This window comes from Serratia sp. X3 (assembly GCF_014982455.1).
Lineage (GTDB): Bacteria > Pseudomonadota > Gammaproteobacteria > Enterobacterales > Enterobacteriaceae > Serratia > Serratia ureilytica.
Map to the genome: position 1 here is coordinate 182882 of NZ_JADCNB010000007.1, position 21902 is coordinate 204783.

The 21902-nt window shown below is 60.3% G+C and carries 23 protein-coding genes; 7 read left to right on the plus strand and 16 right to left on the minus strand.

What is annotated here, in order from left to right:
• The first annotated feature begins 24 nt into the window (after positions 1-24).
• Positions 25-285, plus strand: coding sequence for a YfhL family 4Fe-4S dicluster ferredoxin (locus IMX17_RS21570; protein WP_033635622.1), 261 nt, complete (start codon positions 25-27; stop codon positions 283-285).
• A gap of 45 nt (positions 286-330) precedes the next feature.
• Here IMX17_RS21570 and acpS read toward each other — a convergent pair whose 3' ends face one another.
• The 7 genes from acpS to lepA form a co-directional block, all read right to left on the minus strand.
• A complete protein-coding gene (acpS, locus tag IMX17_RS21575; protein WP_004929169.1) occupies positions 331-711 on the minus strand; it encodes a holo-ACP synthase in 381 nt (126 codons plus the stop codon).
• Entirely contained in the window at positions 711-1442 is a 732-nt protein-coding gene (gene pdxJ, locus IMX17_RS21580) for a pyridoxine 5'-phosphate synthase (RefSeq protein WP_193550214.1), read from the minus strand. The genes acpS and pdxJ overlap by 1 nt, the downstream gene beginning before the upstream one ends.
• A 71-nt stretch (positions 1443-1513) precedes the next feature.
• Positions 1514-2245 (minus strand): DNA repair protein RecO, encoded by a 732-nt coding sequence (gene recO, locus IMX17_RS21585; protein ID WP_015378804.1) that lies wholly within the window; start codon positions 2243-2245, stop codon positions 1514-1516.
• Between the two features lie 6 nt (positions 2246-2251).
• On the minus strand, positions 2252-3160 hold the full coding sequence (era, locus tag IMX17_RS21590; RefSeq protein WP_004929162.1) for a GTPase Era: 909 nt from the start codon (positions 3158-3160) through the stop codon (positions 2252-2254).
• Positions 3157-3837 carry a ribonuclease III gene (gene rnc, locus IMX17_RS21595; RefSeq protein WP_004929158.1) on the minus strand — a complete coding sequence of 227 codons (681 nt, stop codon included), beginning with the start codon at positions 3835-3837 and terminating at the stop codon, positions 3157-3159. Before rnc ends, era begins: the two co-directional genes overlap by 4 nt.
• Before the next feature lie 234 nt (positions 3838-4071).
• Positions 4072-5049 (minus strand): signal peptidase I, encoded by a 978-nt coding sequence (gene lepB, locus IMX17_RS21600; protein ID WP_033644122.1) that lies wholly within the window; start codon positions 5047-5049, stop codon positions 4072-4074.
• Positions 5050-5081: 32 nt separating this feature from the next.
• A complete protein-coding gene (gene lepA / locus IMX17_RS21605; RefSeq protein ID WP_182265545.1) occupies positions 5082-6881 on the minus strand; it encodes a translation elongation factor 4 in 1800 nt (599 codons plus the stop codon).
• Between the two features lie 519 nt (positions 6882-7400).
• Between lepA and IMX17_RS21610 the strand changes: the two genes are divergently transcribed.
• A complete protein-coding gene (locus IMX17_RS21610; RefSeq protein WP_193550215.1) occupies positions 7401-8237 on the plus strand; it encodes a hypothetical protein in 837 nt (278 codons plus the stop codon).
• Here IMX17_RS21610 and rseC read toward each other — a convergent pair.
• From rseC to rpoE, 4 genes are read right to left on the minus strand one after another with little or no spacing between them, the layout of a single operon-like run.
• The gene (gene rseC / locus IMX17_RS21615; RefSeq protein ID WP_193550216.1) at positions 8234-8710 is read right to left on the minus strand and encodes a SoxR-reducing system protein RseC; all 477 of its coding nucleotides are present in this window, start codon (positions 8708-8710) and stop codon (positions 8234-8236) included. The two genes, IMX17_RS21610 and rseC, sit on opposite strands and share 4 nt — an antisense overlap.
• Positions 8710-9666 (minus strand): sigma-E factor regulatory protein RseB, encoded by a 957-nt coding sequence (gene rseB / locus IMX17_RS21620; RefSeq protein WP_025303948.1) that lies wholly within the window; start codon positions 9664-9666, stop codon positions 8710-8712. Before rseB ends, rseC begins: the two co-directional genes overlap by 1 nt.
• The gene (gene rseA, locus IMX17_RS21625; RefSeq protein ID WP_046897774.1) at positions 9666-10319 is read right to left on the minus strand and encodes an anti-sigma-E factor RseA; all 654 of its coding nucleotides are present in this window, start codon (positions 10317-10319) and stop codon (positions 9666-9668) included. Before rseA ends, rseB begins: the two co-directional genes overlap by 1 nt.
• Positions 10320-10349: 30 nt before the next feature.
• A complete protein-coding gene (rpoE, locus tag IMX17_RS21630; RefSeq protein ID WP_004929136.1) occupies positions 10350-10925 on the minus strand; it encodes an RNA polymerase sigma factor RpoE in 576 nt (191 codons plus the stop codon).
• 214 nt (positions 10926-11139) lie between these two features.
• Here rpoE and nadB point away from each other — a divergent pair, with 214 nt between their 5' ends.
• The gene (gene nadB / locus IMX17_RS21635) at positions 11140-12741 is read left to right on the plus strand and encodes an L-aspartate oxidase (RefSeq protein ID WP_019452310.1); all 1602 of its coding nucleotides are present in this window, start codon (positions 11140-11142) and stop codon (positions 12739-12741) included.
• Between the two features lie 38 nt (positions 12742-12779).
• Here nadB and IMX17_RS21640 read toward each other — a convergent pair whose 3' ends face one another.
• The gene (locus tag IMX17_RS21640; RefSeq protein WP_227414663.1) at positions 12780-13559 is read right to left on the minus strand and encodes a tRNA1(Val) (adenine(37)-N6)-methyltransferase; all 780 of its coding nucleotides are present in this window, start codon (positions 13557-13559) and stop codon (positions 12780-12782) included.
• Between the two features lie 99 nt (positions 13560-13658).
• On the opposite strand from IMX17_RS21640, the gene srmB reads away from it, so the two are divergent.
• Positions 13659-14981: an ATP-dependent RNA helicase SrmB gene (gene srmB / locus IMX17_RS21645; protein ID WP_004929122.1), complete on the plus strand. Its 1323-nt coding sequence runs from the start codon at positions 13659-13661 to the stop codon at positions 14979-14981.
• A gap of 52 nt (positions 14982-15033) precedes the next feature.
• On the opposite strand, the gene IMX17_RS21650 is transcribed toward srmB, so the two are convergent.
• The 3 genes from IMX17_RS21650 to grcA all read right to left on the minus strand — a co-directional run bounded on the left by IMX17_RS21650 (position 15034) and on the right by grcA (position 17309).
• Positions 15034-15789: an ankyrin repeat domain-containing protein gene (locus IMX17_RS21650; protein ID WP_182265549.1), complete on the minus strand. Its 756-nt coding sequence runs from the start codon at positions 15787-15789 to the stop codon at positions 15034-15036.
• On the minus strand, positions 15782-16741 hold the full coding sequence (locus tag IMX17_RS21655) for a DUF2974 domain-containing protein (RefSeq protein ID WP_033644128.1): 960 nt from the start codon (positions 16739-16741) through the stop codon (positions 15782-15784). The genes IMX17_RS21650 and IMX17_RS21655 overlap by 8 nt, the downstream gene beginning before the upstream one ends.
• 184 nt (positions 16742-16925) lie before the next feature.
• Positions 16926-17309, minus strand: a complete 384-nt coding sequence (gene grcA / locus IMX17_RS21660) for an autonomous glycyl radical cofactor GrcA (RefSeq protein ID WP_004929114.1) — start codon at positions 17307-17309, stop codon at positions 16926-16928.
• 346 nt (positions 17310-17655) lie between these two features.
• Here grcA and ung point away from each other — a divergent pair, with 346 nt between their 5' ends.
• Positions 17656-18339: a uracil-DNA glycosylase gene (gene ung, locus IMX17_RS21665; RefSeq protein ID WP_193550218.1), complete on the plus strand. Its 684-nt coding sequence runs from the start codon at positions 17656-17658 to the stop codon at positions 18337-18339.
• A gap of 56 nt (positions 18340-18395) precedes the next feature.
• On the opposite strand, the gene grpE is transcribed toward ung, so the two are convergent.
• Positions 18396-18980: a nucleotide exchange factor GrpE gene (gene grpE, locus IMX17_RS21670; protein ID WP_025159545.1), complete on the minus strand. Its 585-nt coding sequence runs from the start codon at positions 18978-18980 to the stop codon at positions 18396-18398.
• A gap of 125 nt (positions 18981-19105) precedes the next feature.
• On the opposite strand from grpE, the gene nadK reads away from it, so the two are divergent.
• Both nadK and recN read left to right on the plus strand, forming a co-directional pair.
• On the plus strand, positions 19106-19984 hold the full coding sequence (gene nadK / locus IMX17_RS21675; protein WP_015378817.1) for an NAD(+) kinase: 879 nt from the start codon (positions 19106-19108) through the stop codon (positions 19982-19984).
• Positions 19985-20070: 86 nt separating this feature from the next.
• Entirely contained in the window at positions 20071-21732 is a 1662-nt protein-coding gene (gene recN, locus IMX17_RS21680; RefSeq protein WP_038870807.1) for a DNA repair protein RecN, read from the plus strand.
• The last annotated feature ends 170 nt before the right edge of the window (positions 21733-21902 follow it).

Consider the following 21902-nt stretch of genomic DNA (forward strand, 5'->3'; position numbering starts at 1 on the left):
ACACCGATGGAAAAATAACTGAAGATGGCACTGCTGATTACCAAGAAATGCATCAACTGCGACATGTGCGAGCCGGAATGCCCGAACCAGGCGATTTCGATGGGCGATGAGATCTACCAAATCGATACCGACCGCTGCACCGAGTGCGTTGGCCATTACGATACGCCAACCTGTCAGCAGGTCTGCCCCATCGACAACACCATCATTACCGATCCGCAGCATCGCGAGACTAATGAGCAGCTGTGGGATAAGTTTGTGGTGTTGCACCACGCCGATCGCATTTAACCCGCCGCAGGACTGACAAGGGCGCCATAGGCGCCCTTTCTCTTTTCAGCTTTCGACGATCACCGTCGCGCAGGCGTAGCGCCGTTCATCGGCCAGCGAAACGTGGATCGCGGTGACCCCCATCTCCCCCGCCAGCTCGGCGGCGCGGCCGTGCAAACGAATATTCGGTTTGCCCAACGCATCGTTGAACACCTCGAACTGGTTGAACGCCAGACCGTTGCGAATGCCGGTGCCGAACGCCTTGGCGGCGGCCTCTTTCACGGCGAAACGCTTGGCCAGAAAGCGAATCGGCTGCTGGTGCTGCTGGTACAGCGCCCACTCGGCATCGCTCAGCACCCGGCGCGCCAGACGATCGCCGCTGCGCTCCACCACCGCTTCGATACGCGCCATCTCGACGATGTCGGTACCCAGCCCGAGCACCGCCATTACCGGCGCGCTTCCCGCATCAGCACTTTCATGTCGGCAACCGCGGCCGGCAGCCCGCACATGACCGCCTGGCCGATAATCGCATGGCCGATGTTCAGCTCGTGCATTTCCGGCAGCGCGGCGATCGGCTGCACGTTGTGATAGGTCAGGCCGTGACCGGCGTTGACCTTCAGCCCCTTCTCGGCCGCGTAGGCGGCGGCGACCGCGATGCGGCGCAGCTCGGCCTGTACCGCCAGCTCGCCCTGCGCTTCGGCGTAGGCGCCGGTGTGGATTTCGATATAGGGGGCGCCCACCGCCACCGTCGCGTCGATTTGGCGATGATCGGGATCGATGAACAGCGAGACCAGAATGCCCGCCTGCGCCAGGCGCTCAACCGCCACGCTCATTTTGTCCAACTGGCCGGCGACGTCCAGGCCGCCTTCGGTAGTCACTTCTTCGCGCTTTTCCGGCACCAGGCAGCAGAAATGCGGCTTCAGCTCCACGGCGATGTCCAGCATCTCGTCGGTCACCGCCATCTCCAGATTCATGCGCGTCTGGATGGTCTGGCGCAGCAAACGCACGTCGCGATCGGTGATGTGGCGGCGGTCTTCGCGCAGATGCACGGTAATGCCGTCAGCCCCCGCCTGTTCGGCAATGAATGCCGCCTGAACCGGATCCGGATATTGGGTTCCGCGCGCGTTACGTAACGTGGCGATGTGATCGATATTGACGCCCAGCAGTAAATCAGCCATGACAACCTCTAAATACGATTTTCAGTGCCAGCAGTTTACACGTGGGCGCAGAACGGCAAAAGGGGAAAAGGTCAGGCGTCGTCGACCGGCGTATTCGGCTGTTTGCGCACGAATTGGCGAAACAGTTCGCGGCTCTTCAACGGCTTGCCGCCGAGGTAGGGTTTCAGCGCCATGCGGGTGAAACGCTTGGCGGCACGCAGCGTTTCGGCATCGGGAAACTGCCGCTCCGCCAGCGCGCGCAGTTCGCGCCCGGTGAAGCTGTAGTGATCCACCACCAGGCTGGCGATAAAGCCTTTCTCTTCACGATAGCGGTAAGTCATGGCGTCATCCACCGGCAGGCCGCTGCCGGCGCAGTGCAGGAAATCGAGGCCGTAACCCAGGTGCTGCAACAAGGCCAGCTCGAACTGGCGCAGCGCCTGTTCCGGCGAGCTGTCTTCCGCCGCCAGCGCCTGCAGGCACTGCAGGTAGTCGAAGAACAGCACCGAGTAGTTGGTTTCCTGCTCCAGCACGCGCGCCAGCAGTTCGTTCACATACAAGCCGCTGTAAAGCATCATGCCGCTGAGGGGTAAACCGAGAGAGACCGCTTCGGCGTTGCGCAGCGTTTTCACTTCGCCGCGGCCGCCCCAGCGTACTAACAGGGGGGTAAAGGGCTGCAGGCAACCCTTCAGATTGGAGCGGCGGCTGCGCGCGCCTTTCGCCAGCAAGCGCACCCGCCCATGACCTTCGGTAAACAGATCCAGCATCAGACTGGTTTCACTGTACGGCCGCCCATGCAGGACGAAAGCGCGCTCCCAGCCGTCCACGGATCGTTACTTCAGATCGTCAACATAGCCCAGGCTGCGCAGCGCACGTTCGTCGTCCGCCCAACCGGATTTCACTTTCACCCACAGCTCCAGATGCACTTTAGCGTCGAACATCTGTTCCATGTCCTGGCGCGCTTCGATGCCGATGGTTTTGATCTTGGCGCCCTTGTTGCCGATGACCATTTTCTTCTGGCCTTCGCGCTCGACCAGGATCAGGCCGTGCACATCGTAGCCGCCGCGATCGTTGGCCACGAACTGTTCGATTTCCACCGTCACCGAATACGGCAGCTCTTCGCCCAGGAAACGCATCAGCTTCTCGCGGATGATCTCGGACGCCATAAAGCGCTGGGAGCGATCGGTGATGTAGTCTTCCGGGAAGTGGTGCTCCGCTTCCGGCAGCAGCTTGCGCACGATGCCGGCGATGGTGTCGACGTTCATTCCTTTCTCGGCGGAGATAGGCACCACGTCGAGGAAATTCATCTGCTGGCTGAGGAACGCGATGTGCGGCAACAGCTTGGATTTGTCGGTGACGTTATCGACCTTGTTGATCGCCAGCAATACCGGGCAGCGCAGGCTGCGCAGCTTGTTGACCACCATTTCGTCGTCGGCGGTCCAGTTGGTGCCTTCGACCACGAAGATAACCAGTTCGACGTCGCCGATCGAGCTGCTGGCCGCGCGGTTCATCAAACGGTTGATGGCGCGTTTTTCTTCGATGTGCAGCCCGGGGGTATCGACGTAGATCGCCTGATAGGCGCCATCGGTGTCGATGCCCATGATGCGGTGACGTGTCGTCTGCGGCTTACGCGACGTAATGGAAACCTTCTGCCCCAGCAGTTGGTTCAGCAACGTCGATTTGCCCACGTTCGGGCGGCCGACGATGGCGATAAAACCGCAGTGTTGTTTTACTTCACTCATTCAAGCTCCAGCTTTTTCAGCGCTTGTTCCGCTGCCGCCTGCTCGGCTTTACGGCGGCTCGAGCCGGTGCCCACCACGGGCTCGCTCAAACCACTCACCTGGCAGTGGATGGTAAACTCTTGGTCGTGCGCTTCACCGCGAACCTGCACCACCAAATAAGAAGGCAACGGCAGATGACGCCCCTGCAAAAATTCCTGCAAACGGGTTTTCGGGTCTTTCTGCTTATCACCGGGGCTGATTTCGTCCAACCGGCTGCGATACCAGTCCAAAATCAGGCGCTCGACGGTCTGGATGTCGCTGTCCAGGAACACGCCGCCGATCAATGCCTCCACCGTATCCGCCAGGATTGACTCGCGGCGGAACCCACCACTTTTCAATTCGCCCGGCCCAAGCCGCAGACATTCGCCCAGGTCAAACTCGCGCGCCATCTCCGCCAGCGTGTTGCCGCGCACCAGCGTGGCGCGCATGCGGCTCATATCGCCCTCGTCTACGCGAGGAAAGCGGTGATAGAGCGCATTGGCGATGACAAAGCTAAGAATCGAGTCACCCAGAAACTCAAGACGTTCATTGTGTTTACTGCTGGCGCTGCGGTGAGTCAAAGCCTGCAGTAAAAGCTCCTGCTGTTGAAAAGTGTAGCCCAGCTTCCGCTGCAGCCTGTTTATTACGATGGGGTTCATGAGTTACCAATAGATCAAGAATGCGTCAAAAACTTGCAGCATACGGAACAGGCCTGCTTCGCCGAAAGCCGATCCAAAGCTGTTTCGTTTGCAGTGGCTCCCAGCAGGAGCCAACTTTTATCGCTCGAGAAAGTATTCTACAACGAGTGGAAACATAATGCTGTGTTTATATCCCCTTAATCTTTCACGCCGCAACAGGCTGCGGCGTGAAATTGACAGGGAATAAATCAGCGATTAATGAATGCCGCCAATCCGGCTGAAACGCACGCCGGTAGGCCACTCGCCTTCCTGCTTTTCAAAGCTCATCCAGATGGCCGTGGCTTTACCCACCAGATTCTTCTCCGGCACAAAGCCCCAGTAACGGCTGTCCGCGCTGTTGTCGCGGTTGTCGCCCATCATGAAGTAATGCCCGGCCGGCACCACCCACTCCGCCAGCGGTTTGCCCGGCTGTTGGTAGTAAGCGCCCACCTGATCCTGCGTGCCCGGCACGGTCAGGATGCGGTGCGTCACGTTGCCCAGGCTCTCCTGACGTTCACGCAGACGAATGCCGCCCTGCGGCACGTTGTCATTCAGCGGGATCTGGTAGAAACCGTTGCTGGCCTCGCCCATGCCGCTGCGGCTGAACAGCTGTACGAAGTCGCTCGGCTGCGCGTCGGCGTAGGTGACCGCCAGCGCGGTATCGCAGGACTGCCCGCTGTTGCACGACGGCTGCACCGTAACGCGCTTATTCACCGGATCGTAAGTAATACGGTCGCCCGGCAGGCCAATCACGCGCTTGATATAATCCAGCTTCGGATCCAGCGGATATTTAAATACCGCAATATCGCCGCGCTTCGGATGACCGGTTTCAATTAGCGTGGTCTGGGTTATCGGATCTTTAATGCCGTAAGCATATTTCTCCACCAGAATGAAATCGCCAATCAACAGCGTCGGCATCATTGAGCCGGACGGGATTTGGAACGGTTCGTAAATAAACGAGCGCACCACAAAGACCAGCAGCAACACCGGGAAGACCGATGCCCCGGTCTCTACCCAGCCTGGCTGCTTAGCCACTTTCGCCAGCGTTTTATCGTCTACTGCGCCCGCGGTCTGCTCGTTGACCGCCGCAATCTTCGCGCGGCGGGCCGGCGCCCATTTAAAGCGCTCGAAGCACCAGATGATCCCGGTGACCAGGGTGGCCAACGCCAGGATCAGGGCAAACATATTCGCCATGCAAACTCCCTCGTTTCGCGAACTCGTCGCGGTTACTTGCCGTCTTTACCGACGTGCAGAATGGCCAGGAACGCTTCCTGCGGCAGCTCGACGTTGCCGACCTGCTTCATGCGCTTCTTACCGTCTTTCTGTTTCTGCAGCAGCTTTTTCTTACGGCTGACGTCACCGCCGTAGCATTTCGCCAGCACGTTTTTACGCAGCTGCTTCACGGTGGAGCGCGCGATGATGTGCGTGCCAATCGCCGCCTGAATCGCGATGTCGAACTGCTGACGCGGGATCAGATCTTTCATCTTTTCCACCAATTCACGGCCGCGATACTGCGAGTTGTCGCGGTGGGTGATCAGCGCCAGCGCATCCACGCGCTCGTTGTTGATCAGCACGTCCACGCGCACCATGTCGGAGGCCTGGAAGCGCTTGAAGTTGTAATCCAGCGACGCATAACCGCGCGACGTGGACTTCAGGCGGTCGAAGAAGTCGAGCACCACTTCCGCCATCGGGATTTCATAGGTCAACGCCACCTGGTTGCCGTGGTAGACCATGTTGGTCTGCACGCCGCGTTTCTCAACGCACAGGGTGATGACGTTGCCCAGGTATTCCTGCGGCATCAGCATGTGGCATTCGGCGATCGGCTCGCGCAGTTCCTGGATGTTGTTCAACGGCGGCAGCTTGGACGGGCTGTCGACGTAGATCACTTCTTTGCCGGTGGTTTCCACTTCGTAGACTACCGTCGGCGCGGTGGTGATAAGATCCAGATCGTATTCACGCTCCAGACGCTCCTGAATGATCTCCATGTGCAGCAGACCGAGGAAGCCGCAGCGGAAGCCGAAGCCCAACGCGGTGGAGCTTTCCGGTTCGTAGAACAGCGAAGCGTCGTTGAGGCTCAGCTTGCCCAGCGCATCGCGGAAAGATTCATAGTCGTCGGAGCTGATCGGGAACAGACCGGCATACACCTGCGGCTTCACTTTCTTGAAGCCCGGCAGCGCTTTATCCGCCGGCTGGCGCGCCTGCGTCAGGGTATCGCCCACCGGCGCGCCGAGGATGTCTTTGATCGCACAGACCAGCCAGCCCACTTCGCCGCAGTTCAGCACGTCGCGATCGACCTGCTTCGGCGTGAAAATGCCCAAACGATCGGCGTTGTACACCTGGCCGGTGCTCATGACCTTGATCTTGTCGCCCTTGCGCAGCGTCCCGTTCTTGACGCGCACCAGCGACACGACGCCCAGGTAGTTATCGAACCAGGAGTCGATGATCAACGCCTGCAGCGGCGCATTCGGATCGCCCTGCGGCGCAGGAATGTCGCGCACCAGGCGCTCCAGCACGTCGGGCACGCCGACGCCGGTTTTGGCCGAGCAACGCACCGCATCGGTGGCGTCGATGCCAACAATGTCTTCAATTTCCTGCGCGGCGCGATCCGGATCGGCGGCCGGCAGGTCGATTTTGTTCAACACCGGCACCACTTCCAGATCCATTTCGATCGCGGTGTAGCAGTTGGCCAGCGTCTGGGCTTCTACGCCCTGACCGGCGTCCACCACCAGCAGCGCGCCTTCGCAGGCCGCCAGCGAGCGGGACACTTCATAGGAGAAGTCAACGTGGCCAGGGGTGTCGATAAAGTTAAGCTGATAGGTCTGCCCATCCAGCGCCTTGTAATCCAGCGTGACGCTCTGCGCCTTGATGGTGATGCCGCGCTCGCGCTCCAGATCCATGGAATCGAGCACCTGCGCAGCCATTTCACGGTCGGACAGGCCACCGCAGATTTGGATAATGCGGTCAGACAGCGTCGACTTACCGTGGTCAATATGGGCAATAATGGAGAAATTTCGTATATGCTTCATTATAAAAGTTTTTCTGCCTTGGTATTTCTGAATTACTCGCCTATAGAAACCCGCATGGACCTAAAGCGACAGTGAATGGGTTAGGCCGTCTTGCACCTGAATCGCTGCATTCTACATGCCACACCACTGAAAACCTAGCGATCGGTGCAGTGAAGGCATTCTATTATGCGCAGTTAAATGTTACAGGGTGCCCCGGCTGATGAAAACAGATGTTAACACGGGCCATACGGCCTGAACCCAAGGTTTGCAGGCGCTCCGTGGCCGTCAAACTCCGGCGCTAATACATAACCGGCAGCAGCGCAATAAACCCCTTCTGAAATTATCGAAAAAGAATATTTGGATCAACCTCTTAGAATTCGATTCTGCCCCACATCCTTTAGGAAAAACCCCATATACGCCACTGCCTTCCCTCGGATAGAAAGGGCGTGAACTCCGCGACAAAACATTATTCCGGGCACTACATCGGCAGCCCACCGGGGTTCACCAGCATATCTGCGTACGTTGATTGGAAGGTGCATTATGATCGATAAAGGGCAAATGCTGAGCCGGCACGATTTTTCGAAGGTCAACTGGGGCATTCTGGCAGCGGCGGCGCTGCTGTTTAGCGTGGGTGCGGCGCTGTTGGTGCTGCCGCTGCTGAGCAGCATTGATGAGAACGACGTCATCACGCTGTTGCAGGCCGGCGCGGGCACAATTTTACTCGGCTGTACGCTGCTGGCGCTGCGGCATTACCTGCGCCCGGTGTTGACATATCGGCTCTACGAGCACGGCGTGCGGGTCTTTGACGGCCATCATCACAAAGAGCGTTTCATCCCGTTTGAGAAAATCGGCGACATCTATCGCTTTCGCGGCGGCAAGGCTTTTGGCGGGTTGTTTGACGTCACGGCGTTTCGCGCCGGCGCGGATCAGCCCTGGTGTACGGTCTTCAGCAATGTCGCCCATTCGTGGCGGCTGGCGGACGTGATCGTCGATCAGCAGCTGCAGCAACGCGGGCCGCTGGCGTTGAATGCGCTTTATCAGGGGGAGACGGTGTCGTTTCACACCGTTGAGGGCAACGCACGCTGGTTGTGGCAACTGCTGCTCGGCAAACGGCAAGGCACGCCGACCGAAACGCTGCGGCTGAGCGCCACCCTGCTGACCACTGAACGGGGCAACGTGCCTATCGAGCAGATCCGCGCGTTGGAAAATCATCCGCAGCGCGGCATCCGTTTACTCGACGGCCAGGGAAATGTGCTGTTCGCTATCAACGCCGATTCGCTGCTCAGCGCCGATCTGTTCATCGCGCTGCTGGAACATATGATCCACAACCGCATCCCCGCCTATCACACCCCGGCAATGACGCGGCCGTCGGTTTAAATCAGCGGGGAGTTTTCCGCCTGCATGCGCATCGCGGTAGGCGGCAACCCAATCTGCAGCACCACCGGCTGATAATCGGCCTGCTCGCCCAGACGCCGGGCCAAGCGGCGCGCCAATATAAAGGCCGCCCCGCCGCCCAGTACGGCGCCGACTGCCGCCGAGGCGTCGCTGCCGAAACAATATTGCAATAACGCGCCGCCCAGCATCATCCCCAGCAGCGGCGTCAGGTAAACCAGCATGGCGGAGCGCAGCAGGCTGCCTTCCGCGATGCCGACCTCGACGCGCTGCCCCGGCTCGAGCGGCTGATCGATATGCACCTGCAGCTGATGCTCGGTTTCCGGCACCAGTTCGTTCAACGCGCGCGCGCCACAGCCGGAGCGCGCGGTGCAGCTGCCGCAGCCGGCCTTGGGTTCACAGCGCAGCAGCGCTACGCCCTGTTGCCACGAAACCACCGTGGCCCACTCTTTCATCATTACGGCGATACCTTGAAAGAAATGCTGTCGGCGATGCGTTTGGCCGTCGCCGGCGGCAATTCGCCCACAATCGTGATTTCGTTGCCCGCGCGCACTTCGGTCTGGATGGTGCGGCGCCCTTGACGGTAGTACTGCTGCCCGGCTCCGCTGCCCGCCGGGCTGACGTTGACCGAGAAGCTGAACAAGCCGTCGCTGTAAAGGCGGGATTCAACCGGCACGGCGACGTTCGGCAATTTGCGGCGGTTGCGCGCCACCTCGTCTACCCCCGCCGGCAGCCAGCCGGTGCTCCAGCTCAGCTGGACGTTTTCCACCGCCGGCAGCGACAGCAGCGGCGGCAGGTTGGCTTTGAGCAGCCCCTGCATCGCACCCTGCACGTCGGCGCCGACTGCGAAGGAGATCACCCGATATTGCTCCAGCGTTTCGCCGTCGCGATCGAGCAAATCCACCCGCAGCGGCAGCTTGGTGTCCTCGTCCATCCAGACGATGTAGCTGTAGCGGGAACCGTCGCGCGCCACCACGCGCAGCACTTCACACGGCCGATCGGCGATGCGGGTGCTGCCCACGGAGATGAAGTCGTAGTACTTGGCCAGGCGGGTGAAATCGGCATAAACGATCGCCGGCAACGCATCGACGATGTGATCGCCGGTGAGCGTGAACGGCTCCAGGCCGGGTTCGAAGTAGCTGATCCCGCCGCCGCGCTGCAGCACTTCGCGGCGCGGGCCGTCCATGTGCAACAGCTGGCCGAGCGGCACGTTGCCGATCACCGCATGGCGATAGCGCAACGACTCGATTCCCTGCTTGCTGATGCTGATGTAGGCGAGCTCGTAATTGAGAGAACGGCTGGCGCTGCTCATCTGTTGCAATAACGCCCCGGACGCAGTCGGCTGCGCCGGGGCGATGCTGGAATAGAGCAGGCTGCCCGTCAATAAACAAACGGAGAACCAGATTTGCTTCATTACTGCTGTTGCATTCCTAAAGACTGAGTTCCGGGAACCTGAATGGCAGCCTGTTGCGGATTACTTTGCTCAAGCTGCAGCTGATCCGAATGCAGGCGACGTTGCAGTTCATAGTCCTGCAGCATGGCGTTGATACGCTTACGCTGTTCCTGCACCTGCTGCTGTTGGCCGCTGCCGGTGGAGAAACTGTCGGCAGGAACGCCCAGGCTGACCGGTGAGGCCTGGCCCATGATCGGCAGCGTGGTGAAGGCCGGCGATTCGGCGGCGTTCGATTCCGCAGAAGGCTGGTTGTAGTGCTGCACGCCGACGATGACCGCCAGCGACACGCAGGCCGCCATGCCGATTTGCGTAATCTGGCTAGCCCAAGGACGCACTTTGTCCCAGAACGGCATTTTCTGCCAGGTGTGCGGCTGCGGCTGAGATTCCTGAACGGCGGAAGGCACCAGCCGGGCAGGTTCTTTCTCAAGTGCAGCGGCGACGCGATCGGCGATATCGAAATGCATCACTTGTCCGATATCACCCCGCAGTGTGTCACGTATCAGGTGATAGCTCTGCCAGCTTTGCTGAAGCGTTCGATCTTGCGACAGAGAACTCAACAGCTCGCTGTCGAACGATTCACCATCCATCAGAGCGGAAAGCTTTTCTTTCTGCATGCCTAAGTACCCTTCCTGTGCCCGCCATTGCTAACGCTGGATCAGCGGTTGAACTTTATTATCGATAGCTTCCCGGGCGCGGAAAATACGCGAACGTACGGTTCCGACCGGGCAATCCATGATGGCGGCTATCTCTTCGTAGCTTAGACCATCCAACTCCCGCAGGGTAATCGCCATGCGAAGATCCTCAGGGAGAGACTCAATGGTACGGAAAACTATCTGTCTCAGCTCTTCTGACAACATTAAGTTCTCAGGGTTCGAAATTTCTTTCAGTGCGCCCGCACTTTCGTAATTTTCCGCATCGTTGGCGTCCACATCACTGGATGGCGGACGGCGCCCCTGAGCAACCAGATAATTCTTTGCCGTGTTCACGGCGATTCGATACAACCAGGTATAAAAAGCGCTGTCGCCACGGAACGATTCCAGTGCGCGATAGGCCTTGATAAACGACTCCTGCACCACATCGGGCACATCGCCCTGCGGCACATAGCGGGAAACGAGACTCGCCACCTTATGCTGATAGCGCACTACCAGTAGGTTAAACGATTTCTGGTCGCCCTTTTGGACCCGCTCAACCAGAACTTGATCCGTTAACTGCTCGCTCATCCGAGGTAAACTCTCCCCAAATCCGTCTCCACGCGTAAAATTGTACTGCCAGCCATACATTATTTTCCTGAGCAAGCACTCGCTTGGAGTTCATATAGAACACGAAGTTCCATATCGCCATTGTTTTTTCTGTTGATGTCACCCTATCCGTGGCTTTTGCCCGGACAGTTAGGCTAACATGAAATTCACTCTTCTTCTGCACACATCATACGTTATGCAACCATCATCTGAACATGTTAGCGATGTACTGATCGTCGGCAGCGGCGCTGCGGGCCTGTCACTGGCGCTGCGCCTGGCGCAGCATTGCAAGGTTACCGTTCTCAGCAAGGGGCCGCTCAGCGAGGGGGCCACCTTTTACGCCCAGGGCGGGATCGCCGCGGTGTTCGATGAGACGGACAGCATTGCCTCACACGTTGATGACACTTTGATTGCCGGCGCCGGCCTGTGCGACAAAGAGGCCGTCGAATTCATCGCCGGCAACGCGCGCCACTGCGTGCAGTGGCTGATCGATCAGGGCGTGCTGTTCGACACCGAGGTCAACGCGCAGGGCGAGGAGCATTATCACCTCACGCGCGAAGGCGGCCACAGCCATCGGCGCATCCTGCACGCCGCGGACGCTACCGGTAAGGAAGTAGAGACCACGCTGGTGGGGAAAGCAAGCGCTCACCCCAATATTTGCGTGATGGAACGCCGCAACGCGGTCGACCTTATCACGTCAAACAAAATCGGCCTGCCGGGCACCCGCCGCGTAGTGGGTGCTTACGTCTGGAACCGCGAGCTGGAGCGAGTGGAAACCTACCGCGCCAAAACGGTGGTGCTGGCCACCGGCGGTGCGGCCAAGGTGTACCAATACACCACCAACCCGGACATCTCCTCCGGCGACGGCATCGCCATGGCCTGGCGCGCCGGCTGCCGAGTCGCCAACCTGGAGTTCAATCAGTTCCACCCGACCTGCCTGTTCCACCCGCAGGCGCGTAACTTCCTGCTGACCGAAGCGCTGCGCGGCGAAGGGGCTTACCTGAAGCGCCCGGACGGCAGCCGCTTTATGCCGGATTTCGACCCGCGCGGCGAACTGGCCCCGCGCGATATCGTCGCCCGCGCCATCGACCATGAAATGAAGCGCCTGGGCGCCGACTGCATGTACCTGGACATCAGCCACAAGCCGGCGGAGTTCATCACCCAGCATTTCCCGATGATCCACGAAAAGCTGCTGACGCTGGGCTTCGATCTGACCCGGCAACCGATCCCCATCGTCCCGGCGGCGCACTACACCTGTGGCGGCGTGATGGTCGATCAGCACGGCCGCACCGATCTCGACGGGCTGTACGCCATCGGTGAGGTCAGCTACACCGGCCTGCACGGCGCCAATCGCATGGCGTCGAATTCGCTGCTGGAGTGCCTGGTTTACGGTTGGTCGGCGGCGGAAGACATTCTGCAGCGCCTGCCGTTCATCCAGCAGGCCAAACAGGTGCCGCACTGGGATGAAAGCCGGGTGGACGATGCGGACGAACGGGTGGTGATTCAGCACAACTGGCACGAGCTGCGGCTGTTCATGTGGGATTACGTCGGCATCGTGCGCACCACCAAGCGCCTTGAGCGCGCCCTGCGCCGCATCAACACGCTGCAAGCGGAAATCGACGAGTACTACGCGCACTTCCGCATCTCCAACAACCTGCTGGAGCTGCGCAATCTGGTGCAGGTGGCCGAGCTTATCGTGCGCAGCGCCATGGCGCGCAAAGAGAGCCGCGGCCTGCACTACACGCTGGACTACCCGGATTTGCTGCCGGAAGCGCTGCCGACCATTTTGCAGCCTTAAACTCTGCGACAGGGCGCCTTATCGGCGCCCTTTTCTTTTTAGTAGAACAGGTAGAAGTCGGTGATCAACCGGCGGAAATCGTCGGTATAGCTGCCGTCGGCCTGTTTGATCGCCAGCGCCTGCTCCCGCAGCGGCGTTTCCTTACGCGTCAGCGCCAGCAGCACCCGGTGCAGCGGCGTATCGGCCCGATCGCTGACATTCACTTTCGCCGCCGTGTGCCAACCGCTTTGCTGCGCCAGGCGTTCGAATTCGGCGCCGATGTCGTGCGGCAGCACCACGCAGAACGTGCCCTGCGCGGCCAGCAGCTGCGCGGCGCAGCCCAACAGCGCCTCGTGCGTTAAGGTTTCGGTGTAGCGCGCGTTGTGGCGCGCCCGATCGCGGCAGGCCACCGCCGGCTCGAAATACGGCGGATTGCTGACGATCAAATCATACTCAGCGGCATGCTGCTGCGCATAATGGTGAATATCCTGCGCATGCACGCGGATGCGCTGCAGCCACGGCGATTCCGCCGCGTTTTCGCGCGCCTGGCCGGCGGCGGCTTCATCCAGTTCCACCGCGTCGATGGTCACTTCGTCGCCGCTGCGCTGCGCCAGCATCAGCGCGATCAGCCCGCTGCCGCTGCCGATGTCCAGCACCCGGCGCGCCTGCCCCAGCGGCGCCCAGGCGCCGAGCAGCACCCCGTCAGTGCCCACTTTCATGGCGCAACGATCGTGGGCGACAAAGAATTGTTTAAAGGTAAACCCCCCGCGGCGCGGGGTAAAATCGGCTTTCGATCGCTTGCTCACACTCACCACCTGGCTATAAAACTGGCGTAGCATAAGGCAATCTGATCGGCGGGAAAAGAGCGGCTTTCCGCTTAAATAGGTGAAGATCGCGGCCAACCCGTCTATAATCGGCGCCCCAAGTAGAGGTAGACCATGACAGCAACCACTTTTTCCGAACTCGAACTCGATGATCGCCTGATCGACGCGCTGCGCGACAAAGGCTACGATCGCCCCACCGCCATTCAGGCCGCTGCGATCCCGCCGGCGATGGACGGGCGCGACGTCTTAGGTTCGGCTCCGACCGGCACCGGCAAAACCGCCGCCTTCCTGCTGCCCGTGTTGCAGCACCTGCTGGACTTTCCACGCAAGAAATCCGGCCCGCCGCGCGTGCTGATCCTGACGCCAACGCGTGAACTGGCGATGCAGGTCGCCGACCAGGCGCGTGAATTGGCTGCTCATACCTCGCTGGATATCGCCACCATCACCGGCGGCGTCGCTTACATGAACCACGCGGAAGTGTTCAGCGAAAACCAGGACGTGGTGGTCGCCACCACCGGCCGTTTGCTGCAATACATTAAAGAAGAGAACTTCGACTGCCGCGCGGTGGAAACCCTGATCCTCGACGAAGCCGACCGCATGCTCGACATGGGCTTCGCGCAGGACATCGAAACCATCTCCGCCGAAACCCGCTGGCGCAACCAGACGCTGCTGTTCTCCGCCACGCTGGAAGGCGAAGCGATCCGCGAATTCGCCGAGCGCATCCTGAAAGAGCCGGTGGAAGTGGAAGCCGATCCGTCGCGCCGCGAACGCAAAAAGATCCTGCAATGGTACTATCGCGCCGATGACGTGCAGCATAAAACCGCGCTGCTGATCCACCTGCTGAAGCAACCGGACGTGCAGAAATCGGTGATCTTCGTGCGCAAGCGCGAGCGCGTGCACGAACTGGCCACCTGGCTGCGCGAAGCGGGCATCAACACCTGCTATCTCGAAGGTGAAATGGTGCAGGCCAAACGCAACGAAGCGGTCAAACGCATGATGGACGGCCGGGTTAACGTACTGGTGGCCACCGACGTTGCCGCGCGCGGCCTGGACATCCTCGATATCACCCACGTGTTCAACTTCGACATGCCGCGCACGGCGGATACCTACCTGCACCGCATCGGCCGTACCGGCCGCGCCGGGCGCAAAGGCACCGCCATTTCGCTGGTGGAAGCGCACGACCATCTGCTGCTGGGCAAAGTGGGCCGTTACCTGAACGAGCCGCTGAAAGCACGCGTGATCGACGAATTGCGGCCGAAAACCAAAGTGCCGAACGAGAAGAGCAACGGCAAGCCATCGAAGAAAGTGCTGGCCAAACGCGCGGAAGACAAAGCGAAGAACAAAGAAAAGGCCAAGGTGAAAGTGCGCCATCGCGACGCCAAGAACGTCGGCAAACGCCGTCAGGCGAAGGCCAAACCGGCCGGCGACGCGCAATAACCGCCGCAACCTAAGAAAAAACCGCCTGTACAGGCGGTTTTTTTATGGGCGTTTACTGCTGCGCGTAATGCGTGGCCAGGCGGCGCCCCTGCAGCCATTTATCCAGCTCGCGGAACTGCGCCTTCAGCTCGTCATTCTGCAAATGCGCCGGCGTTTGCGAGAAGTAAAACTGGAACGCATAACCCTGCTGATTGCGCGCCCGGGCATCAGCGCCAGACTGCAACAGCAACAGCGCCAGGTGCGGCGCGTTGATCTTCGCCGCCAGATGCAGCGGGGTATCCCCCAGCCGATCGCTCAACGTGGTGTCCGCCCCGGCCGCCAGCAGCAGCCGCAGCTGTTCCTCACGCCCGGCCAGCACCGCCGCCGCGAGCGGCGTGGCGCCGGTAACGGCATTGCGCACGTTCACCTGCGCCCCTTCGGTCAGCAACAACCGCAGATACTGTGCGTCTTGCAACATCGCCGCGGTGTGCAGCGCGCTGTTGCCGTCCAGCCCCGCTGTCGCCGGGTCGGCACCGAGCTCCAGCAACGTCTGCACGCTGGCCGGCTGTTGCGAAAGCACCGCCCACTGCAACAGCGTGACCTGCCGATCGCCCCGTTCGCGCAAGCGCTCCTGTGTGGCCTGCGCACCGATGCCCTGCGTATCGCCGCGCGCCACCGCCTGAGCCAGCGCCTGGTTGCTGCGGCCGTCAAACGGTGAAATCTCCTGCCCCATCTGTTGCTCCTTAGCCATCATCAGTAAACCGGTCACCGCGACCAGCGCCAGTAAGGCTATCGCCAGCGCCCGCCGCAAGCGGCGCCCTTCAGGCATTGGCCTTCGCCTCCCACGGCTTTTGTTCCGCCATCGAGCTTATCACCTTGTCGATGCCGTGCGCCGTCAGGCTGCGATCCAGATGCTTGCTCGGCCGCCAGTCATCGATGCCGGTCAGGGTATCGTTGTTGGCCAGGGTGATGTTGTGGCCGATGGCGTCCGGGATCAACGAAGTCGACTCCTGAGTGCTGGTCAGCATGTCATATTGCTCGCTGTAACGGCGAATGCCGCCGGCTTCGGCGTCTTTCTTCGCCGCCGCCGGATCGATACCCAGGCGATTCAGGGTGTAATCCGACACCCCGGCCGCATTGAAGGTGACCGCGACGGTGCCGGTCGCCAGCGCCGCCGTGGCCGCCAGACCGCCGCCGAGCGAATGACCGGCGATCACCAGCGCATCGCCGAAGGCCGCCTTGGCGCTTTTGGCGGCGGCAACTGCCTGATTGTACTGCACATCGTCATAACCCGTAGCCTGCCGCACGTTGCTCAGCCAGTCGCGCCAGTCGTTGGTGCCGGCGAACGCCAACACATACTGCTTGTCGTTGCTGTAAATCCCGGCCTGGAAACCGCTGCCCGCGTCGTGCAGGCTGGCGGGATCGATGCCGAACCCGAGCAACGCGCTGTCGCTCAGACGGTTGAACCCGGCGGCGCCCTGGCCGTTCAGCGAGTAAACGTCCTTGGCCAACAGCGCCAACGCATAATCGCCTTCCTGAGATTGTTGCCCCCGGGTCACGCCCGGCGCAACCGCCGTCGGCGCCGCCGCGGAGATATCGCCGACCAGCGTATTCAGCAGGTTCTGCGCGTTCAGCGTATTCTGAGAAGGGGTGGCCACCGGCGCCGGATTTGCCGGCGCTGCCGCAGGCTGCGATGCCGTCGCCGTTTCGGCAGCGGCGCGAGGTGTAGGGATCGCGGCCACCGGGGATACTGCAGAGGTAAAACTTAAAGGCATACTCATGCCGACTCCTTGTCGATAGACTTTTTTATTTAGCACCTGAATAGGTGCTGATTTAGCTATCGGCAGGTCGGATGAGTTCTGTATCAGGAATGCTTATCTTTGTGCAGAATGTGATCCGCCTTAAGTTTTCGGCCATCAAGCGCAAAAAAGGGAGCCGAAGCTCCCTGATTGACTGCGCCGCCGATTACAGGCTTTCGGTAAAGGTGCGGGCGATAACGTCGCGCTGCTGTTCCGGCGTCAGGGAATTGAAACGCACCGCATAGCCGGACACGCGGATGGTCAGCTGCGGGTATTTTTCCGGATGCTTGACCGCGTCTTCCAGGGTTTCGCGACGCAGCACGTTGACGTTCAGGTGCTGGCCGCCTTCCACGCGCACGGTCGGCTGCATTTCCAGCGGCACTTCACGGTATTCGATCTGGCCCAGATCGCTGACCGCGACAACCTGATCTTCCGCGTAGTTGGCCTTGGCGCACACGCAGCGAGCTTCCGCTTTTTCATCGTCCAGCAGCCAGAAAGAATTCACCAGCGCCTGGTCGTTCGCTTTGGTAATTTGAATACCGGTAATCATTATGTTGCCTCCGTACAAGGGCGTAAAAATTCACATCGTGAGAAAACCCAATTCTGGTTTCGGCCATTTGGTAAAACCATTGTTGTCTTGTTGTTCTGTATACCAGCCTGACCGGGCCAGTTCTTTGATTAAAGTCAATTTTTACCGGGTAGGCACAAGGCGTGAAGGGGCAAATTTATGTTTTATATCAATTTTCCCGTCGCGCTAAAAAACAATTATTTTTGTAAATTTTCAAAAATAATTGCATTACAAACGGCGGCGAGAAATGAAAAGCGGGTTTCGCTGCGCGGGCCGACACGGTAAGCTATAGCCCATGAATTGCTAAAGAAAACAAAGGAGAGCGTTTATGGCCACCTCCCTCACCTGGCATGACGTGATCGGCAAAGAGAAAGAGCAGCCCTATTTTGTTGAAACGCTCGCCTTTGTTGCCGCTGAGCGCCAGGCCGGTAAGACCATTTATCCACCGCAGAAAGACGTGTTCAACGCGTTCCGCTTTACCGAGCTGGCGGACGTCAAAGTCGTCATTCTCGGCCAGGATCCCTACCACGGCCCCAATCAGGCGCACGGCCTCTCTTTCTCGGTGCGCCCCGGCGTGCCGGCGCCACCGTCGCTGGTGAACATGTATAAAGAGCTGGCGACCGACATTCCCGGTTTCGAACGCCCTGATCACGGCTACCTGCAAAGCTGGGCCGAACAGGGGGTGCTGCTGCTCAACACCGTGCTGACGGTGGAAGGCGGCCGCGCGCACTCGCACGCCAACCTGGGCTGGGAAACCTTTACCGATAAAGTGATCGCCGCCCTGAACGAGAACCGCGAAGGCGTGGTGTTCCTGCTGTGGGGCTCGCACGCGCAGAAGAAAGGCAACTTTATCGACCGCAACCGCCACCATGTGCTGAAAGCGCCGCACCCGTCGCCGCTCTCCGCGCACCGCGGTTTCCTCGGCTGCCGCCACTTCTCGCAGGCCAATCAGCTGCTGGAGCAGCAAGGACTCACGCCGATCGACTGGATGCCGCGCCTGCCGCAGGAGTAGTCCAGAGACAAAAAAGGCACCCTCGGGTGCCTTTCTTTATGCCGTTGCCGGGGCGATTAAGCCTTGGCTTTGGAGACCGCGACCATCGCCGGACGCAGCAAGCGGCCGTTCAGCGTATAGCCTTTCTGCATCACCATCATCACGTGGTTCGGCTGGTGATCGGCAGATTCCATCATGCTCATCGCCTGATGCACTTCCGGGTTGAACGGCACGTTGACGTCGCCGACGATTTCGATGCCGTACTTGCGCACCACGTCCAGCAGCGATTTCAGCGTCAGCTCGATGCCTTCGATCATCGCGGCCAGTTCCGGATTGTTTTTATCCGCCAGATCCAGCGCGCGCTCCAGGTTGTCGATCACCGGCAGCAGATCGCCGGAGAATTTCTCCAGGGCGAACTTGTGCGCTTTCTCGACGTCCAGTTCGGCACGGCGACGGATGTTCTCCGCTTCCGCTTTGGCGCGCAGCAGGCTGTCGCGCTCGTGCTGCTGAGCTTCCGCCAGTTGGGCTTCCAGTTCGGCGATACGCGCATCGCGCAGATCGACGCCTTCCGCCGCTTCCGGCAGCGTATCCTCGTGATGAGCGTGTTGTTCCATTTCTTCCGAGACTTGCTCGTTTGGCGTCTTCTGTTCTTTACTACTCATGAATATCTCCGCGTTTTAGCATTAATCTCGCAACTTGGCTTATTATGGGGATCAAAACCGGGGTTTCAAGTCAACCGGTCACAATGTGGGGCATAAACGGATCCCGGTGAGGAAAATCACAGTAAATGAATAAAAAATTCACCTGTATTGGCATTGTTGGCCACCCGCGTCACCCTTCAGCGCTGGCAACCCACGAGATGCTGTTCCACTGGCTGGTCGCCCGCGGCTATTCGGTGATGGTCGAACGCCAAATCGCCCATGATTTGGGGCTGAAAGACGCCGTGACCGGCAGCCTGGCGGATATCGGCCAGCGGGCCGACCTGGCGGTGGTGGTCGGCGGCGACGGCAACATGCTCGGCGCCGCGCGCGTGCTGGCGCGCTACGACATCAAGGTGATCGGAGTCAACCGCGGCAACCTCGGCTTCCTCACCGATCTCGATCCCGACAACGCCCTGCAGCAGCTGGCGGACGTGCTGGAAGGCGAGTACATCGACGAACAGCGTTTCCTGCTGGAAACCATCGTGCATAAAGAGCACCAGCAGTGCCGCATCAGCACCGCCATCAACGAAGTGGTGCTGCACCCCGGCAAAGTGGCGCACATGATCGAATTCGAGGTGTACATCGACGATCGCTTCGCCTTCTCGCAGCGCTCCGACGGCCTGATCATCGCCACCCCGACCGGCTCCACCGCCTACTCGCTCTCCGCCGGCGGGCCGATCCTCACCCCGTCGCTGGAGGCGATCGCGCTGGTGCCGATGTTCCCGCACACCCTTTCCGCCCGGCCGCTGGTGATCAACGGCGACAGCACCATCCGCCTGAAATTCTCGCAGATCGGCAGCGATCTGGAGATCAGCTGCGACAGCCAGATCGCGCTGCCGATCCAGGAAGGCGAAGAAGTGCTGATCCGCCGCAGCGATTTCCACCTGAATCTGATCCATCCGAAGGACTACAGCTATTTCAACACGTTAAGCACCAAGTTGGGCTGGTCGAAAAAATTGTTCTAAAATCTGCGCCGGCCACTTTACTGTATATAAAACCAGTTTATACTGTATGAAACTACAGTTATGTGTTTATACACAGGAAGGTTCCCATGCTGGCGCAATTAACCATCAGCAACTTTGCTATCGTTCGTGAGTTGGAAATCGATTTTCAACCGGGCATGACGGCGATCACCGGTGAAACCGGCGCCGGCAAATCCATCGCCATCGATGCGCTGGGGCTGTGCCTCGGCAACCGCGCCGACGGCAACGTGGTGCGCCTGGGAGCCGCCCGCGCCGACATCTGCGCCCGCTTCTCGCTGGCGGATACCCCGTCCGCGCGCGAGTGGCTGGAGCAAAACCAGTTGGACGACAGCAACGAATGCCTGCTGCGCCGGGTGATCAACGCCGACGGCCGTTCGCGCGGCTTTATCAACGGCACCGCCGTGCCGCTGTCGCAGCTGCGCGAGCTGGGGCAGCGCCTGATCCAAATCCACGGTCAACACGCCCATCAGCTGCTGCTCAAGCCGGAGCACCAAAAAGCGCTGCTCGACGCCTACGCCGACGAACCCGCCCTACTGGCGGCGATGAGCCAGGCCTACCAACGCTGGCATCAGAGCTGCCGCGAGCTGGCGCACCATCAGCAGCAGTCCATCGAGCGCGAAGCGCGCAAGCAGCTGCTGCAATACCAATTGAAAGAGCTGAACGAATTCGCGCCGCAGGCCGGCGAGTTCGAGCAGACCGACGCCGAGTACAAGCGCCTGGCCAACAGCGGCCAGCTGCTGACCCTCAGCCAGCAGACGCTGCAGCTACTGGCCGATAGCGACGAGAACAACATGCTCAGCCAGCTTTACAGCGCCAAACACCTGCTGCTTGAGCTGGCCGGGCTGGACGATAAGCTCAGCGGCCTGCTGGACATGCTGGAAGAGGCCTCTATCCAGATCAGCGAAGCCAGCGACGAACTGCGCCATTACGCCGATCGCATGGATCTCGATCCCAATCGCCTGCACGAGCTGGAACAGCGCCTGTCGCGTCAAATCAGCCTGGCGCGCAAACACCAGGTCGCGCCGGAAGAGCTGCCGCAGCTGCATCAGCAGTTGCTGGATGAACAGCAGCTGCTGTCTCAGCAGGAAAGCGACCATGAGCACCTGAACGAGGCGGTCACCCTGCATCACCAGCAGGCGCTGGCGCTGGCGGAACAGCTGCACCAGAAACGCCTGCACTACGCCGCCGAGCTGACCACGCTCATCACCGACAGCATGCAGGCGCTCTCCATGCCGCACGGCAAGTTCAACATCGATGTGCGCTTCGAACCGCAGCATCTTAGCGCCGAAGGGGCCAGCCGTACCGAGTTCTGCGTCTCCACCAACCCGGGGCAACCGCTGCAGCCGCTGGCGAAGGTCGCCTCCGGCGGCGAGCTGTCGCGCATCGCGCTGGCCATTCAGGTGATTACCGCCCGCAAGATGGAAACCCCGGCGCTGATCTTCGATGAGGTGGACGTGGGCATCAGCGGCCCGACCGCCGCCATCGTCGGCCGCCTGCTGCGCCAGCTCGGCGAATCCACCCAGGTGATGTGCGTCACCCACCTGCCGCAGGTGGCCGGATGCGGGCATCAGCACCTGTTCGTCAGCAAGCAGACCGACGGCACGGTCACCGAAACCCAGATGGCACCGCTGGATAAACGCGCCCGCCTGCAGGAGCTGGCGCGCCTGCTCGGCGGCAGCGAAGTCACCCGCAATACGCTGGCCAATGCCAAAGAACTGCTGGCGGCATAAAAAAGCTCAACTTTTTCACTTTCCTGCGGTCTGACAGTGACGCTGTTGGCCCGAAAGATATCTAAAGTGCGGCGCGGCGGTGATCTTAAGCTTCCTCAACGGCCTGAAACCGGCCAAGCGCTTGAGGTGCTGAAGGAAAGCCAATGCGTCGCAACGTGAAAGATGAAGGG

Coding starts and splice junctions, on each gene's coding strand:
- IMX17_RS21570 (WP_033635622.1), top strand. CDS start 25: ATGGCACTGCTGATTACCAAGAAATGCATCAACTGCGACATGTGCGAG.
- acpS (WP_004929169.1), bottom strand. CDS start 711: ATGGCGGTGCTCGGGCTGGGTACCGACATCGTCGAGATGGCGCGTATC.
- pdxJ (WP_193550214.1), bottom strand. CDS start 1,442: ATGGCTGATTTACTGCTGGGCGTCAATATCGATCACATCGCCACGTTA.
- era (WP_004929162.1), bottom strand. CDS start 3,160: ATGAGTGAAGTAAAACAACACTGCGGTTTTATCGCCATCGTCGGCCGC.
- rnc (WP_004929158.1), bottom strand. CDS start 3,837: ATGAACCCCATCGTAATAAACAGGCTGCAGCGGAAGCTGGGCTACACT.
- lepB (WP_033644122.1), bottom strand. CDS start 5,049: ATGGCGAATATGTTTGCCCTGATCCTGGCGTTGGCCACCCTGGTCACC.
- lepA (WP_182265545.1), bottom strand. CDS start 6,881: ATGAAGCATATACGAAATTTCTCCATTATTGCCCATATTGACCACGGT.
- IMX17_RS21610 (WP_193550215.1), top strand. CDS start 7,401: ATGATCGATAAAGGGCAAATGCTGAGCCGGCACGATTTTTCGAAGGTC.
- rseC (WP_193550216.1), bottom strand. CDS start 8,710: ATGATGAAAGAGTGGGCCACGGTGGTTTCGTGGCAACAGGGCGTAGCG.
- rseB (WP_025303948.1), bottom strand. CDS start 9,666: ATGAAGCAAATCTGGTTCTCCGTTTGTTTATTGACGGGCAGCCTGCTC.
- rseA (WP_046897774.1), bottom strand. CDS start 10,319: ATGCAGAAAGAAAAGCTTTCCGCTCTGATGGATGGTGAATCGTTCGAC.
- rpoE (WP_004929136.1), bottom strand. CDS start 10,925: ATGAGCGAGCAGTTAACGGATCAAGTTCTGGTTGAGCGGGTCCAAAAG.
- nadB (WP_019452310.1), top strand. CDS start 11,140: ATGCAACCATCATCTGAACATGTTAGCGATGTACTGATCGTCGGCAGC.
- IMX17_RS21640 (WP_227414663.1), bottom strand. CDS start 13,559: ATGCTACGCCAGTTTTATAGCCAGGTGGTGAGTGTGAGCAAGCGATCG.
- srmB (WP_004929122.1), top strand. CDS start 13,659: ATGACAGCAACCACTTTTTCCGAACTCGAACTCGATGATCGCCTGATC.
- IMX17_RS21650 (WP_182265549.1), bottom strand. CDS start 15,789: ATGCCTGAAGGGCGCCGCTTGCGGCGGGCGCTGGCGATAGCCTTACTG.
- IMX17_RS21655 (WP_033644128.1), bottom strand. CDS start 16,741: ATGAGTATGCCTTTAAGTTTTACCTCTGCAGTATCCCCGGTGGCCGCG.
- grcA (WP_004929114.1), bottom strand. CDS start 17,309: ATGATTACCGGTATTCAAATTACCAAAGCGAACGACCAGGCGCTGGTG.
- ung (WP_193550218.1), top strand. CDS start 17,656: ATGGCCACCTCCCTCACCTGGCATGACGTGATCGGCAAAGAGAAAGAG.
- grpE (WP_025159545.1), bottom strand. CDS start 18,980: ATGAGTAGTAAAGAACAGAAGACGCCAAACGAGCAAGTCTCGGAAGAA.
- nadK (WP_015378817.1), top strand. CDS start 19,106: ATGAATAAAAAATTCACCTGTATTGGCATTGTTGGCCACCCGCGTCAC.
- recN (WP_038870807.1), top strand. CDS start 20,071: ATGCTGGCGCAATTAACCATCAGCAACTTTGCTATCGTTCGTGAGTTG.